Origin of the sequence: Streptomyces xanthophaeus (assembly GCF_000725805.1) — a bacterium.
GTDB classification, from domain to species: Bacteria; Actinomycetota; Actinomycetes; order Streptomycetales; family Streptomycetaceae; genus Streptomyces; species Streptomyces xanthophaeus.
Genome location: NZ_JOFT01000026.1, coordinates 20,878 through 35,817 on the forward strand (window position 1 = coordinate 20,878; position 14,940 = coordinate 35,817).

Genomic DNA, 14,940 nt, shown 5'->3' on the forward strand with positions numbered 1-14,940 from the left:
TCGGGACCGGAAGACCGCCTCGGCCACCGGGTCCGGCGGGCCGCAGGACCGACTCTGGCATTGGCACCCAGTGCCAACAAGCAGGTACATCTGCCAAGCTTTGCGAATCTTCGGAGCCCGTTTTGCCAAGGTTGCGAAGCCCCACGGCCGCGCCGGTCCGCCTAGGCTGACGGGGCGCGTCCAGGGGTGCCGGGACGCCGGAGGGGAAGGGGTGTGCGGTGAGCAAGACGTACGCGGGGGCGCGGCTGCGGAGGCTGCGCGAGGAGCGGCGGATGACCCAGGCCGATCTGGCGCGGGTCCTCGCCATCTCACCGAGCTACCTCAACCAGATGGAGCACGATTCGCGCCCGCTCACCGTGCCGGTGCTGCTGCGGCTCACGGAGGCCTTCGGGGTCGATCCGGGCTTCTTCTCCGAGCGCGACACCAGCCGCCTGGTCGCGGACCTGCGCGAGGCGCTCGCCAAGGAGGTCGCCGAGGCCCGCGTCTCCTCCTCCGACCTGGCCGAACTGGCCACGCGGATGCCCGCGGTCGCCTCGGTCCTGCTGGACCTGGGACGGCGCGGCCAGTTGCTGGCCGAGCGGCTCGCCGACGCCGCGGACGGCCGGGACTCGCCGGCCGATGCCCCGCGCTCGCCCCACGAGGAGATCCGCGAGTTCTTCTACCGGCGGCAGAACTACCTGCACGACACCGACCTCGCCGCCGAGGACCTGGCCCGCGAGATCGGCATCCGCCCCGGGGACGTGGTGCGCGCACTGACCCGCCGCCTGGCCGACCGGCACGGGATCAGGATCTCCGGGGACTGCGACCGGCTGCACCACTACGACGTGGGGGCCCGGGTCCTGCACCTGTCGAACCGGCTCCGGCCGGGCCAGCAGGCCTTCCGGATGGCGACGCAGCTGGGCCTGGCCGAGTACGGCGGCGAGCTGGACCGGCTCGCCGCCGAGGACTTCCCGCCCGGCTCCCCCGTCCACGCCCTCGCGCGGATCGGCATCGCCAACTACTTCGCCGCGGCGCTGATCCTCCCGTACGCGGCGTTCCACACCGCGGCGGAGGAATTCCGCTACGACATCGAACGGCTCACCGACCACTTCGGGCTCGGCCACGAGACGGTCTGCCACCGCCTCAGCACCCTGCAGCGCCCCAGGCTGCGTGGTGTGCCCTTCTCCTTCGTCCGGGTGGACCGGGCCGGGAACATGTCCAAGAGGCAGTCGGCGACCGGGTTCCACTTCTCCCGCGCGGGCGGCACCTGTCCGCTGTGGAACGTCTACGAGGCCTTCGCCGCCCCCGGCCGCATCCACGTACAGGTGGCGGCCATGCCCGACGGGCAGCGCCACCTGTGGACCGCCCGCGCGGTCACCCGCCACCGCGGCGGGTGGGGGGAGCCCGGGAAGACCTTCGCCATCGGCCTGGGCTGCGAGATCCGGCACGCCTCCCGCCTCGTGTACGCCGACGGGCTCGACCTCGGCAACGCGGCGGCCGCCACCCCGATCGGCATGGGCTGCCGGCTCTGCGAGCGGCTGGACTGCCCACAGCGGGCCGTGCCGCCGCTGGGCCGGGCGCTGGCCGTGGACGAGAACAGCAGCACCTTCGTCCCGTACCCGGTCGCGGACCCCGTCGGCCCCGCCCGCGGCTGACCCGGGCCCGGGGCCCGAGGCCGCCGCGGGCCCGGACCCGCCTCGGGGCCCGGCCTCAGTCCAGGCGCCGGGCCTCGGCCCCGGTCACCGGCTCGCCCGCCCGGACCCCGTGCAGGACGTGGGCGAGCACCTCGGCGCCGCGCACCACGCGCGGTCCGGGCCGGTTGAAGTAGGCGGGGCCGTCGAGGACCCAGACCTGCCCGGCCCGTACCGCGGGCAGTTCGTCCCAGCCGGGGAGGGAGGTCAGCAGGTCACGCTCCCGGAGGGTCCGCTCGGGCGGGAATCCGCAGGGCAGGACCAGGACCACGTCCGGGCGGGCCGCGCGGACCGCGTCCCAGGTCATCGGCTCGGTGTGCTCCCCGGGCGCGGCCAGCAGCGGATCGCCCCCGGCGGCCGTGATCTGCTCGGGCACCCAGTGTCCGGCGGGCCACAGCGGGTCCAGCCACTCGATCGCCACCACCCGGGGCCGGGGCCGGCCCGCCGTGAGCCGGCGGACCTCGTCGAGGCGGGCGTGCAGCTGCGTACGCCGCCGCTCGGCCCGCTCCCGTACGCCCAGCAACTCCCCCACGGTGACCAGGCAGTCCAGGACGTCGTCGAGGGTGCGCGGCTCCAGGCTGAGCACCCGGGGCCCGCCGTCCAGGACGCGGACCGCGCGGGAGACGCCCTCGTAGGACACCGCGCAGACCTCGCACAGGTCCTGGGTGAGGACGACGTCCGGTGCGAGGGCGGCGAGCGCCCCGGTGTCCAGGGTGTAGAGCGAGGAGCCGGAGTGCGCGGCCCCGCCCACGGCCTCGGAGATCTCCCGGCTGCTCAGCTCCTGCGCGTCGAACTCGGCCCGGGTGACCACCGGGACGGCGGCGACGGCCTGCGGCGGCCAGTCGCATTCGTGGGTGCGTCCGACCAGGTCGGCGGCCAGGCCGAGGTCGGCCACGAGGTCCGTGGCCGCCGGGAGCAGGGAGACGATGCGCATGACCCGACTGTAGGCGCGCGGGAAGGCGGGGGTGGACTTACTAGGACGTCCAACTATATGTTCGTGGGCAAAGGTCCGCGGTGCAGGGAAGCCGGTGAGAAACCGGCACGGTCCCGCCACTGTGACCGGGGAGTGTGCCGTCGTCCCCACGCCACTGACGAACGCCGTCGGGAAGGCGGGCGGCACGCGGGGATCCGGGAGTCAGGATACCGGCCGCGGAACGTTCCGTGTTGTCCACGAGGATGGAGCAGACACGCATGGCACCGGTTTGTACCCACGACCCTGGTGATCCGGCGGAGCGCCCGCACACGCACGCGGCGCGCTCGTAGTTCTCACGGCCTTCCCCAGCGGCGCGCCCCACCGGGCACGTCCGCCGGTCCGCCGTGCCATCCCCGGATCCCACCTGACGAGAGCAGGCAACCATGGTCCGTGAACTCACCCATTTCATCGGCGGCAAGCACACGACGGGCACGTCCGGCCTGTTCGCCGACGTGTACGACCCCAACACCGGTTCGGTCCAGGCCCGCGTGCCGCTCGCGGGGCGCGCCGACACCGAGGCGGCCGTCGCGAACGCCGAGGAGGCCCAGGCCGGATGGGCGCAGTGGAACCCGCAGCGCCGCGCCCGCGTGCTGCTGCGCTTCCTCCAACTGGTGGAGAACGAACGGGACTCCCTGGCCCGGATGCTGTCCGCCGAGCACGGCAAGACGGTGGCCGACGCCCACGGAGACCTCCAACGCGGTCTGGAGGTCGTCGAGTTCGCCGCCGGGATCCCGCACCTGCTCAAGGGCGAGTTCACCGACAGCGCCGGCTCCGGGATCGACGTGCACTCGCTGCGCTCGCCGCTCGGGGTGGTCGCCGGGATCACCCCCTTCAACTTCCCGGCCATGATCCCGCTGTGGCAGGCGGCACCCGCCCTGGCCTGCGGGAACGCCTTCGTCCTCAAGCCCTCCGAGCGGGACCCCTCGGTACCGCTGCGCCTCGCCGAGCTCTTCCTGGAGGCGGGTCTGCCGCCGGGCGTGCTCAATGTGGTCAACGGCGGCAAGGAGGCCGTCGACACCCTCCTGGAGGACCCCCGCGTCCAGGCCCTCGGCTTCGTCGGATCGACCCCGGTCGCGGCGTACATCTACGCCACCGCCGCCGCGCACGGCAAGCGCGCCCAGTGCTTCGGCGGCGCCAAGAACCACATGATCGTGATGCCGGACGCCGACCTCGACCAGGCGGTGGACGCGCTGATCGGCGCCGGGTACGGCTCCGCGGGCGAACGCTGCATGGCCATCGCCGTCGCGGTGCCCGTCGGCGAGGAGACCGCGGACGCCCTCGTCGCGAAGCTGACGGAGCGGATCGCCGGCCTGCGCATCGGCCGCTCCGACGACCCGGAGGCCGACTTCGGGCCGCTGGTCAGCCGCGACGCCCTGGACCGGGTCAACCGCTACGTCGGCATCGGCCGGACAGAGGGCGCCGAACTCGTCGTGGACGGAAGGCAGTTCACCCTCCCCGGACACGAGGACGGCTATTTCGCGGGGGCCACCCTCTTCGACCGGGTCACCTCCTCGATGCGGATCTACCGCGAGGAGGTCTTCGGCCCGGTGCTGTGCGTCGTACGGGCCGCCGACTACGAGGAGGCACTGCGCCTGCCCACCGAGCACCCCTACGGCAACGGCGTGGCGATCTTCACCCGCGACGGGGACACCGCCCGCGACTTCACCCGTCGCGTGGGGGCCGGGATGGTGGGCGTCAACGTGCCGATCCCGGTCCCGGTGGCCTACCACACCTTCGGCGGGTGGAAGCGCTCCGGCTTCGGGGACCTGAACCAGCACGGACCGGACTCCATCCGCTTCTACACCCGTACCAAGACCGTCACCTCGCGCTGGCCCTCCGGGGTCAAGGAAGGCGCGAGCTTCACCATCCCGACGATGGGATGAGCGCCGTGAGCACCCTCACCGAGGACCAACTCGCGCTCGCCGAGGTCACCCTGGACTTCGCCCAGGAGCAGCTCGCCCCGCACGCCGTGGCCTGGGACCGGGCCAAGCACTTCCCCGTCGACGTCATCCGCCGGGCCGCCTCGCTCGGCCTGGGCGGTGTCTACGTCCGCGAGGAGCACGGCGGTTCCGCACTCAGCCGCAGCGACGGGGTCCTGGTCTTCGAGACCCTGGCGACCGGCTGCCCCTCCATCGCCGGATACCTGTCCATCCACAACATGGTCGCCTGGATGATCGACCGCTACGGGGACGCCGCCCAGCGGGAACGCTGGCTCCCCGCGCTCTGCTCGGCCGACACCCTGGGCAGCTACTGCCTCACCGAACCCGGCGCCGGCTCCGACGCGGGCGCCCTGTCCACCCGCGCCGAACGGGACGGCGGCCACTACGTCCTGAGCGGCGTGAAGCAGTTCATCTCCGGCGCCGGGACCTCCGGGGTCTACATCGTGATGGCGCGCACCGGGACGGCCGGCCCGGGCGGGATCTCCGCCTTCGTCGTCGAACCCACCGACCCCGGGGTGTCGTTCGGGCCGAACGAGCACAAGATGGGCTGGAACGCACAGCCCACCCGCCAGGTCGTCCTCGACGGGGTACGGATCCCCGCCGGCCGGCGGCTCGGCGCCGAGGGCGACGGCTTCCGCATCGCCATGAACGGGCTCAACGGCGGCCGGCTGGGCATCGCCGCCTGCTCGCTGGGCGGCGCGCAGAGCGCCCTGGACCGCAGCCTGGCCCACCTCGCCGACCGCGAGGCCTTCGGCGGGCGGCTCCTGGACGCCCAGGCGCTGCAGTTCCGGCTGGCCGACATGGCCACCGAACTGGCCGCCGCCCGGGCCCTGGTCCGCCAGGCCGCACACGCCCTGGACAGCGGTGATCCGCTGGCGCCGCGGCTGTGCGCCATGGCCAAGCGGTTCGCCACCGACACCGGGTACGCCGTCGCCGACCGCGCCCTCCAACTGCACGGCGGCTACGGCTACCTCAGCGAATACGGCATCGAGAAGATCGTCCGCGACCTTCGGGTCCACCAGATCCTGGAAGGAACCAACGAGGTCATGCGCATCATCGTCGCCCGTGGACTGACGGAGAACCTGCGATGAACCACGAGGAGAGCGACCACGTCCTCCTGCACACCGACGGGCACGCCGCGTACGTGACCCTCGACCGCCCCGAGGCGCTCAACGCCCTGACCCGTCCCATGGTGCTCCGCATCGCCGGGGCGCTGGACGCCTGGGAACACGACCCGGCCGTGGCGACGGTCGTCATCGGCGGCGCCGGTGAACGCGGCCTGTGCGCCGGCGGTGACATCCGCGCCATCCACGCCGACGCGCGCAGCGGCGGCAGCGCCTCGGCGGAGTTCTGGCGCGACGAGTACCGCCTCAACGCGCGGATCGCCCGCTACCCCAAGCCGTACGTGGCCCTCATGGACGGCATCGTGATGGGCGGCGGGGTCGGGATCTCGGCCCACGGCACCGTACGGATCGTCACCGAACGCTCCCGCGTCGCCATGCCCGAGACCGGCATCGGCTTCGTCCCCGACGTCGGCGGCACCTACCTGCTCGCGCTGGCGCCCGGGGAGCTCGGCACCCACCTGGCCCTGACGGGTGCGGCGGTCGGGGCGGCGGACGCGCTGCTGTGCGGCCTGGCCGACCACTTCGTCCCCTCGGCCGCGCTGCCGGCCCTGACCCGGGAGCTGGCGACGCACTCCGTGCACGAGGTGCTGGAGCGGCACGTGGCCGCGCCGCCACCGGGTGAGCTCGCCGCTGCCCGCGAGTGGATCGACCACTGCTACGCGGCCGACACCGCCGAGGAGGTCCTGCGCCGGCTGCGGGCGACCGGGGTGCCCGCCGCGCAGGACGCCGCGGCCACCCTGCTGACGAAGTCCCCCACCGCGGTGAAGGTCACCCTGGCCGCGCTGCGCCGGGCCCGTCGCCTCGGCCCGCTGGAACGGGTCCTGGAACAGGAGTACCGGGTCTCCCGGGCCGCCCTGTCCAGCCCCGACCTCGTCGAGGGCATCCGCGCCCAGGTCGTCGACAAGGACCGCGACCCCCGCTGGTCCCCCGCCACGCTGGAGGAGGTCGGCGCGGCGGACGTGGACCGGTTCTTCGCCCCGCTCGGCGAGCACGAGCTGCGCCTCGCCGGATCCGCATCGTCTCCGGAGGTCGCCTGGTGACCGGTACCGTCGCATTCATCGGGCTCGGCCACATGGGCGGCCCGATGGCCGCCAACCTGGCCCGGGCCGGCCATCGCGTGCTCGGCTTCGACCTCGTACCGGAGCTGCTGGCGGCCGCCGCGGCCACGGGCGTGGAGCCTGCCGCCTCGGCCACCGCCGCGGCCGCCGACGCCGACGTGGTGGTCACCATGCTGCCGGCCGGAGCCCACGTCCTCGCCCTGTACCGGGAACAGGGGCTGCTCGCCGCCGCCCCGCCCGGCACCCTGTTCGTCGACTGCTCCACCATCGACGTGGCCGACGCCCGTACGGCGCACGAGGCGGCCGTCGCGGCCGGGCACCGGGCGCTGGACGCACCGGTGTCCGGCGGGGTGACGGGCGCCGAGGCCGCCACGCTCACCTTCATGGCGGGCGGCGGGGAGGCCGAGTTCGCCGCGGCCCGGCCGCTGCTGGACGTGATGGGCAGGAAGGCCGTGCACTGCGGCGCCGCGGGCGCCGGGCAGGCCGCGAAGATCTGCAACAACATGATCCTCGCCGTGTCGATGATCGGCGTCAGCGAGGCCTTCGTGCTGGCCGAGAGCCTCGGCCTGGACCACCAGGCCCTCTACGACGTGGCCTCCACCGCGTCGGGCCAGTGCTGGGCGCTGACCGTCAACTGCCCCGTGCCCGGACCGGTCCCGGCCAGTCCCGCCAACCGGGAGTACCGTCCCGGCTTCGCGGCGCCCCTGATGGCCAAGGACCTCGCCCTCGCGGCCGGCGCCCTGCGGGCCGGCGGGGTCGATGCGCCGCTGGGGCTCAAGGCAGCCGAGATGTACGCCGCATTCGCCGAGGGCGAGGGCGCCCGGCTGGACTTCTCGGCCATCGTCCGCACCCTCCGACCGCAGAACGGGAAGCCCGCATGACCTACGAGACGATCCTGCTGGAGCGCAAGGGCCGCGTGGCCCTGCTGACCCTCGACCGGCCCGAAGCCCTCAATGCCCTCAACCTCCAGGTCATGACCGAGGTCGTGGCCGCCGTGGAGGAACTGGACCGGGACCCGGAGGTGGGCTGCATCGTCCTCACCGGGTCCGCGAAGGCCTTCGCGGCGGGCGCGGACATCAAGGAGATGCGCCCGCAGAGCTACATGGACATGTACCTCTCGGACTGGTTCACCGCCTGGGACCGCCTCGGCCAGGTCCGTACGCCCACGCTCGCCGCGGTCGGCGGCTACGCGCTGGGCGGCGGCTGTGAACTGGCCATGCTCTGCGACATCCTCCTCGCGGCCGACACCGCGAAGTTCGGACAGCCGGAGATCAAGCTGGGTGTCATCCCCGGCATCGGCGGCTCCCAGCGGCTCACCCGCGCCGTGGGCAAGGCCAAGGCGATGGAACTGTGCCTGACCGGCCGCACCATGGGGGCCGAGGAGGCCGAACGGGCCGGTCTGGTCTCCCGGATCGTCCCGGCCGGGGACCTGCTCACGGAGGCCCTCGCCGTGGCCGAGACCGTCGCCGGGATGTCGAAGCCCGTCGCGATGATGGCCAAGGAGGCCGTGAACCGGGCCTTCGAGACCACCCTCACCGAAGGCGTCCGCTTCGAACGCCGCCTGTTCCACGCGGTGTTCGCCACCGCCGACCAGAAGGAGGGCATGTCCGCCTTCGTGGACAAGCGTCCGCCGCACTTCACCCACGGCTGACCGGGTCAGGAACGCCGGGGGTAGCCTCGTGCGGGCTGCCCCCGGCGGGGCCGTCAGGACCGAACACCCCCTACCGGAGCCGCGGTGGCCATGGAACCCTCGACCTTTTCCGCACCCGACGTACGCCTGGCACGCCTCGCCGGCGCGGTCGGCCTCCCGGCCACGTGGCCCCCGACCGAGGAGCACCTCGACGGCCTCGCGGACCGGACCGGGCTGCGCGCCCACGACCTCCTGCTCGTCGCGGACCTCCCCGTACCCGAGACCGCGTGGCTCTTCGACTCGTATGCCGGCGCGTCCAGTTCCCTGGTGTCGCGCTCACTCGCCCTGCCCGCACCGGGCCGGCAACGGCTGCGTACCCGTGCACGGTCCCTGACCGCGCCGACGGGCACGCTCGCGCCTTGGGAGCCCCGCCCGTACGAGCAGTACCCGCCGGGCTTCGGCTCGCTCCTCCTTCGGATGCTCGCGCTCCGCAACCTGAACTGGTCGGGGACGGCCAAGGCGATGTGCCTGATGTCCGGTGTCTGCAAGGCGGCTTCGACCATCGGCGCGGTGGGGCGGGGCGTCAAGCCGCTCGATGCGGAGCTGCTCGACGGCTTCGCGGCGACGCTCGGCGTACCGGTGGCCGTGCTGGCCGAGCTGACCGGCGTCCGCCCGTCGGCGCAGAGCCGCGCGCTCACACCCGAGGTGACCGACACGGCCGCACTGGTCTGGGAGATCCGGCAGCTGACCGGGGAGCAGGAACGCCTGCTCACCGAGTACGCCGAGGAGTTGGGCGGGCAGTGATGCCGTCGGGGGCCGGGTGCGGGTCCCGTGGGCGGGGCCCGCACCCGGTGGGGGTCAGGCGCCCCAGCGCAGGGCGATGGTGTCGCCCACGTTGATCACCTTGTTGCGCGCGGCGCCCGCGAAGGCGGAGCCGTCGACGCTGACCTTCCAGGTGTTCGCGCCGCTGTTGGCCTTGCCGTTGACGGCGGTGACGGTGCCGGTGCCCGAGGCGGGGGTCACGCTCGTGACGCAGCCCGCCGGGGTGGCGCCGGTGGTCGCCGCGTTCAGCACGTCGCCGAGGGTGGTGGTCGTACCGGTCGGGGTGAAGGCGACGGAGCAGACCTTCAGGCTCCCGGCGCCGTCGTCCACGGTGAGGGCCAGCTTGGTGGCCGTACCGGCGGTGAAGGCGGACTGGGCCACCCACTGCGGGGCGCCGGGGGTGACCGGGACCGGCGGGGCAGCCGTGAAGCCGCCGCCGACCACGGCGCGCAGCGCGTCGATGGAGGCGTAGGCGGAGGGGACGGTGTCGGCCGGCTTGTACTTGAAGCCGCCGGCGGGGTTGTACTGGTTGGCGATCAGGAAGTCGACGGGGGTCTTCCCGAGTCCGGTGACGAAGTCGCCGGTCTGGGGGTTGATGCCGCAGGCGTTGAGTCCGGCCACGCCCCATCCGTTGGAGCTGGTGTTGACCCCGTAGAGCGAGTTGAAGGCACCGGAGTTGTTGACCAGCTTGCCCTTGAGGAAGTTCTTGGCCTGGACGACGTCGGCGTCGGTGTGGGGCACGCCGGACACGCACAGGGCGGCCATGGCGGCGCCCGTCATGTCGACGTCGCTCGCCGAGCTGAGCGCGGTGGGGTTGCCCTCGGCCTTGCTGAAGGTCCAGCCGCCGTCGTTGTGCTGGTTGGCGCGGATGCGGGTGACCATGGAGTCGGTGAGCGCCTGCGGGACGCGGGCTCCGCCGGCCTGGGTCTTGGCCCCTCCGAGGGACAGGGCCGCGAAGACGGTTCCGTTGAAGTTGCCGGACGGGCCGAAGTACCCGGCCTCGGCGGTCTGCCAGTAGCTGTAGACCTGCGCGATCAGGTTGCGGGAATCCGAGACGCGGGCCGGGTCGATGCCCGCGGCGTACGCGTTCAGTGCGGCGCGCTCGTAGTCGGTGACGACCGGGGTGGCCGACGGCCAGGAGGGCGTGGAGAGCAGGTTGCGGTAGACGGTACGGGCGTTCTTCGTCGTGTCACCGCCCGGGGCCACGTCGACGACGGCCGTACCGGCGGCGGCGAAGGTGCTGAACGCCCACTCGTTGGACAGCCCGGCCCCGGCGTACGAACCGTCCGCGGCCTGGAGCGACTTGAGGTAGGCGATGCCGTTGGTCTTGGAGGTGGCTATCTGCGCGGGGCTGGAGGTCGCGGAGGCGGGCAGCGCGGTGAGGGCGAAGGCACCGAGCGCGGCGGGCACCGCGAGCGCGAGGCGGCGGGGGGTACGGGTACGGGACATGGCCTGCTCCTGGAATCGGCGGACGCCGGCCGTCCGCCGCGCCGCCGCGGCCCGGGGGGACGTGGCGGGGCAGGGCGGGACCGCCGTCCGGAACGCGTGGTACGGCTTCCTGTACTGCATCGCCGTATGGGCATTCGGGCTCGGAAGCGGCTCCTGCCGTCCCACACCGTTGCGCGTCAGCTCCGGCTTCTCACCGGATTCCCCCACCTGGCAGCCCAGGACGCTACCCCAGTGATCATGGGTCCGCCAGCGGCCCCGGTCGAGGTCCGCTGGAGGGCTTCGCGGTGAGACGCAGGCCACCTTGACGGCCTGTTCCGATCCGTGTTCCATTCCCGCTGACAAGCAATCAGCACCAGGGGAAGCCGGTCGAAGTCCGGCGCTGACCCGCAACCGTAGGCCCGGCAACCGCCGGGCAAGTCGGAACACCTGGCGCGCAGTCATCACACGAGGAACGCCGTCGCGGACTACGGCGTGGTCGCCACCGCCCTCCCCACGTCACGTCACGTGCGGGGGCGCATCGCCACGCATGCGCTCCGCCCGGCAGAGACGAGGGCCGCGGTGGGCACCGAAGAACAGGCAGCACGGCACGTACGCATCGGGCGGCGGATGCTCTCCTTGGGGACGGCGTCGTTCCTGACGATCGGCGCGGGAGTGGCCTTCCTCACGCCCACGGCGGCGAACGCCGATCCCCTCGACCAGTGCACGGCCACCACCGGGGCCGTCGTGGCGGTCGACTTCGGCCCCTTCGGCGGCAAGGTCGAACGGGGCTGCGACACCACCCCCACCACGGGCTACGAGCTGCTGCACACGGCCGGCTTCAGCACCGAAGGCACCCGCAAGGACGGCGACGCATTCGTCTGCCGACTCGGCTTCGGCTCCTTCAACTCCGGCAAGCAGTACCCCGTTCCGGAGGTCGAGGACTGCGTCCTGACCCCACAGGCCACCGGCTACTGGTCGTACTGGCACGCCTCGCCGGGCGACACCAAGTGGACCTACAGCTCCCTGGGAGCGATGTCCCACGTCCCCCAGCACGGTGACGTGGAGGCCTGGGTGTTCGGCGGTACGGACGTCGAAGGCACCAACGGCAAGCCGAAGTTCACCCCCGCACAGGTCCGGGCCGGGGGCTCGGGCCCCTCCCCGGAGCCGGAGCCGGACCCGGAGGTGCCGGACGTGCCGCCGGGCGTGGTCGACCTGGCCGCCGCCACCCGTTGGGTCGGCGCGAAGCTGAAGGACGGGGAGCGCGTCGTCGTCGACGGCACCACCGACCCGGACTACGCGGCCACTGCCGAGGCCGTCCTCGCCCTGGCCGCGGCCGACCCCAAGAGCCCCGCCGCGCAGAAGGCCGCGGGCTTCCTCGCCACCCCCGCGCACACGCTGGCGTACGCCTACCCGGCGGGCAAGGACGCCGCCCCGGACGCCACGGCCGCCGCACGACTGGCCCTCGTCGCCGAGGCCACCGGCAAGGATCCCCGTGCCTTCGGCGGCCGCGACCTGCTCGGCGACCTCGTGAAGTACGTCTGCCCGAGCGGCGCCGACATTCCCGAGCCGCTGCCCGGATGCGTCACCAAGGGCGACTTCCGCACCGCCAACCAGGCCGACGGCCAGGCCATGGCCCTCATCGCCCTGCTGAACGGCGGCGTCACCCCGCCCGCGGACGCCGTGACCCGGCTGACCGGCCTCCAGTGCGAGGACGGCGGCTTCACCGGCATCATGATCCGTCCCGAAGAGGCCTGCGACAGCGACCCCGCTGCGAGCACCCTGGTCCTGCTGGCCCTCAAGCGGGCGGGCGGCCACGGTCCGGTGGTGGCCGAGGGCACCGCCTTCCTGCGCAAGATGCAGCTCCGCAACGGCGGCACACCCGGCGCGCCGGGCGGCACCACCGGCAACGCCTACATGACGGCCTTCGCCTCCCAGGCACTGCGCGCACTGGGCAACCCGGCCCGGGCCGACGCGGCCCTCTTCTGGCTGTCCTCGCAGCAGCTCGACGGCGGGGCCTTCTCCTCCGACGAGGGCGCCACCGACCCGCTGTTCTACGCCACCACCGCGGCCGTCCTCGCAGCGGCCAAGACCGACCTGGTGACGCTGACCACCAAGAAGGCCGAGCCGCCGAAGCCGTCCCCGGCCCCGACCACGCCGGGGCCCACTCCCCCGGCCGGTGACGGGCCCGACCTGAAGAAGGGCACCGCCTACCTCACCGACCGCGCCCGGCTGGTCCAGGGCCGCTACTACGAGAACGCCCCGGGCAGCGGCTTCGCCGACTACGGCATGACCATCGACGGCGCGTACGCGCTCGCCGCCACCGGACAGGACAACACCGCCCTGCGCAACATCGTCGACTTCCTCGACAAGGGCGGCAAGGACGGCACGGGCCGCGGCGTCCACGACTGGACCATGACCGGCACCAAGTACGCGGGCGGCGGCTCCATCGGCAAGACGGCGGTGCTCGCCGAGGCGGTGGGCCGCGATCCCCGCAACTTCGGCGGCAAGGACCTGATCGCCGCGCTCGCCAAGGGCATCTGCCCGGCCAAGTCCCCCGCTCCCGACCGGGCCTGCGCGGACAAGGGCAACTACAGCCACGCCGACTCCGTCTTCTCCCAGTCCCTCGGCGTCATCGCCCAGGTCCGGGCGGGCGAGTCGGCCGCCGCGGCCGAACCCATCGCCTACCTCAAGAGCCTCCAGGACCCCTCGGGTGCCTGGCGCAGCGTGATCGGCAAGGACAGCAAGCTTGAGGTGGACTCCACCGCGATGGCCGCGATGACCCTGGACCTGCTGCCCGACGCCGGCTCGCAGGCGGCCGTGGACAAGGCCCTCGCGTGGCTGGCCGGCCAGCAGCTGGCGGACGGCGGCTTCCCCGGCGCCTCCGGCAACTCCGTGAACTCCGCCGCGCTGGCCGTGCAGGGCCTGTCCCTCGACTCCGCGAAGTACGCGGACCGCATCGCGAAGGCCCGGAAGTTCCTGGCCTCGCAGCAGAATGCCGACGGCGGGTTCAACATCGCCAAGGGCGCCCAGCCCGGATCCGACGTCCGCGCCTCCACCCAGGCCGTCGGCGGGACCACCGGCATCTCCTTCGCCACCCTGACCCGCAGCCTGGACGGCACGACCCCGGAGCCCGTCCCCAGCAGCTCGGTCAAGCCCTCCGCCCCGGCGATCGTCACCCCGGGCGAGGACGCGGGCGGTACGGGTTCCTCCGGCGGCCCGCGTCCGGCCGGTGGCAGCCTCGCCTCCACCGGCGCCCAGATCGGCGGACTCGCCGCGGCGGCCGTCGTCCTGGTCCTCGGGGGCTGGGGCGTCACCCGGGCCACCCGCACCGCGCGCAGCCGCCGCAGCACGACCGGGGGCGGAGCATGAGCGGCCGCTTCCTGGGCGCCCTGGCCCGGACGGCCGGTGCCCTGGGGCTGACGGTGGCGGCCTTCGCCGCCACCGCGGCCCCGGCGGGGGCCGCCCCGCAGCCGATGGGCCAGTGCACCACCTCCTCCGGAGTCGTCCTCGCCGTGGACTTCAGCCACTGGGGCGGCCCCGTGTACCGCTCCTGCGGAACCACGCCCACCACGGGCTACGAGCTCCTCAACCAGGGCGGCTGGGCCACCACCGGCACCGGGCACGACGGCCCCGCCTTCATCTGCCGCATCGGGTACAGCGGCCACCAGGGCGGCAAGCAGTACCCGACCCCGCAGCAGGACGACTGCGTCCTGACCCCGCCCGCCTCCGCCTACTGGTCGTACTGGCACGCGGGCCCCGGCCAGAACACCTGGGAGTACAGCCAGCTCGGGGCGATGCTCTACAAGCCGAAGCCCGGCAGCGTCGACCTGTGGACCTTCGGGGGTACGGACCTCGAAGGCACCGAGGGCCGCCCGGCGGTCAGCCCCGACCAGCTGCGCGCCAAGAACGCCCGGCCTGCCGGTGACGGCCGCCCCGTGCCCAAGGACACCCGTACGGCGGCGCCCCTGCCGCCGGGCGTCAACACCGGTCCCAAGCCGGAGAATCCGCCCCCGGCCGCCCCGCCGACGGCGACGGCGCCCGGCCCCATGCCCCCGGAAAGCCCCTCGGCCTCGGCGAGCCCTTCCGAGAGCGTCCCGCCCACGCCGTCCGCGGCGCCGACGTCCAGCGCCCCGGCGGTGGCCGCGCCCGGTCCCGAGGTCGTCGAAGCGGCCCCGGCGGCCGACGCCGAGCACGACGCGGGCTCGTACCTGCCCGCCGTCGCCACCGGAGCGCTGGTGCTGCTGATCGGCGCCGCCGCCTTGTTCGCGGCCAAGCGCCGCCGTCGTACGGAGTAG

The 14,940-nt window shown here is 73.6% G+C and carries 11 protein-coding genes and 2 riboswitches; of the genes, 9 read left to right on the plus strand and 2 right to left on the minus strand.

The window, feature by feature from the left end:
- Positions 1-218 precede the first annotated feature (218 nt).
- Positions 219-1,634: a short-chain fatty acyl-CoA regulator family protein gene (locus IO30_RS0116805; RefSeq protein ID WP_031143821.1), complete on the plus strand. Its 1,416-nt coding sequence runs from the start codon at positions 219-221 to the stop codon at positions 1,632-1,634.
- A gap of 55 nt (positions 1,635-1,689) precedes the next feature.
- Here the strand turns inward: IO30_RS0116805 and IO30_RS0116810 are convergent, their stop codons facing one another.
- Positions 1,690-2,604 carry a cobalamin-binding protein gene (locus IO30_RS0116810; protein ID WP_031143823.1) on the minus strand — a complete coding sequence of 305 codons (915 nt, stop codon included), beginning with the start codon at positions 2,602-2,604 and terminating at the stop codon, positions 1,690-1,692.
- Between the two features lie 61 nt (positions 2,605-2,665).
- Positions 2,666-2,836, plus strand: a riboswitch (cobalamin riboswitch).
- 190 nt (positions 2,837-3,026) lie between these two features.
- On the opposite strand from IO30_RS0116810, the gene IO30_RS0116815 reads away from it, so the two are divergent.
- The 6 genes from IO30_RS0116815 (at position 3,027) to IO30_RS0116840 (ending at position 9,199) form a co-directional block, all read left to right on the plus strand.
- Positions 3,027-4,526: a CoA-acylating methylmalonate-semialdehyde dehydrogenase gene (locus tag IO30_RS0116815; RefSeq protein WP_031143825.1), complete on the plus strand. Its 1,500-nt coding sequence runs from the start codon at positions 3,027-3,029 to the stop codon at positions 4,524-4,526.
- Positions 4,523-5,674: an acyl-CoA dehydrogenase family protein gene (locus IO30_RS0116820; RefSeq protein ID WP_031143827.1), complete on the plus strand. Its 1,152-nt coding sequence runs from the start codon at positions 4,523-4,525 to the stop codon at positions 5,672-5,674. The genes IO30_RS0116815 and IO30_RS0116820 overlap by 4 nt, the downstream gene beginning before the upstream one ends.
- Positions 5,671-6,747, plus strand: coding sequence for an enoyl-CoA hydratase/isomerase family protein (locus tag IO30_RS0116825; protein WP_031143829.1), 1,077 nt, complete (start codon positions 5,671-5,673; stop codon positions 6,745-6,747). Before IO30_RS0116820 ends, IO30_RS0116825 begins: the two co-directional genes overlap by 4 nt.
- Entirely contained in the window at positions 6,744-7,646 is a 903-nt protein-coding gene (mmsB, locus tag IO30_RS0116830) for a 3-hydroxyisobutyrate dehydrogenase (protein WP_031143830.1), read from the plus strand. Before IO30_RS0116825 ends, mmsB begins: the two co-directional genes overlap by 4 nt.
- Positions 7,643-8,416: an enoyl-CoA hydratase gene (locus IO30_RS0116835; protein ID WP_031143832.1), complete on the plus strand. Its 774-nt coding sequence runs from the start codon at positions 7,643-7,645 to the stop codon at positions 8,414-8,416. The genes mmsB and IO30_RS0116835 overlap by 4 nt, the downstream gene beginning before the upstream one ends.
- Before the next feature lie 90 nt (positions 8,417-8,506).
- Positions 8,507-9,199 carry a hypothetical protein gene (locus IO30_RS0116840; RefSeq protein ID WP_051902357.1) on the plus strand — a complete coding sequence of 231 codons (693 nt, stop codon included), beginning with the start codon at positions 8,507-8,509 and terminating at the stop codon, positions 9,197-9,199.
- A 54-nt stretch (positions 9,200-9,253) separates the two neighbouring features.
- On the opposite strand, the gene IO30_RS0116845 is transcribed toward IO30_RS0116840, so the two are convergent.
- Complete coding sequence (locus tag IO30_RS0116845) at positions 9,254-10,666, minus strand: prenyltransferase/squalene oxidase repeat-containing protein (protein ID WP_031143836.1); 1,413 nt, start codon at positions 10,664-10,666, stop codon at positions 9,254-9,256.
- A gap of 316 nt (positions 10,667-10,982) precedes the next feature.
- Positions 10,983-11,114: riboswitch (cobalamin riboswitch) on the plus strand.
- A gap of 110 nt (positions 11,115-11,224) precedes the next feature.
- Between IO30_RS0116845 and IO30_RS0116850 the strand changes: the two genes are divergently transcribed.
- Positions 11,225-14,014 (plus strand): prenyltransferase/squalene oxidase repeat-containing protein, encoded by a 2,790-nt coding sequence (locus IO30_RS0116850; protein WP_031143838.1) that lies wholly within the window; start codon positions 11,225-11,227, stop codon positions 14,012-14,014.
- Positions 14,011-14,940, plus strand: a complete 930-nt coding sequence (locus IO30_RS0116855) for a hypothetical protein (protein ID WP_031143840.1) — start codon at positions 14,011-14,013, stop codon at positions 14,938-14,940. Before IO30_RS0116850 ends, IO30_RS0116855 begins: the two co-directional genes overlap by 4 nt.

Coding starts and splice junctions, on each gene's coding strand:
- IO30_RS0116810 (WP_031143823.1), bottom strand. CDS start 2,604: ATGCGCATCGTCTCCCTGCTCCCGGCGGCCACGGACCTCGTGGCCGAC.
- IO30_RS0116815 (WP_031143825.1), top strand. CDS start 3,027: ATGGTCCGTGAACTCACCCATTTCATCGGCGGCAAGCACACGACGGGC.
- IO30_RS0116820 (WP_031143827.1), top strand. CDS start 4,523: ATGAGCGCCGTGAGCACCCTCACCGAGGACCAACTCGCGCTCGCCGAG.
- IO30_RS0116825 (WP_031143829.1), top strand. CDS start 5,671: ATGAACCACGAGGAGAGCGACCACGTCCTCCTGCACACCGACGGGCAC.
- IO30_RS0116835 (WP_031143832.1), top strand. CDS start 7,643: ATGACCTACGAGACGATCCTGCTGGAGCGCAAGGGCCGCGTGGCCCTG.
- IO30_RS0116840 (WP_051902357.1), top strand. CDS start 8,507: ATGGAACCCTCGACCTTTTCCGCACCCGACGTACGCCTGGCACGCCTC.
- IO30_RS0116845 (WP_031143836.1), bottom strand. CDS start 10,666: ATGTCCCGTACCCGTACCCCCCGCCGCCTCGCGCTCGCGGTGCCCGCC.
- IO30_RS0116855 (WP_031143840.1), top strand. CDS start 14,011: ATGAGCGGCCGCTTCCTGGGCGCCCTGGCCCGGACGGCCGGTGCCCTG.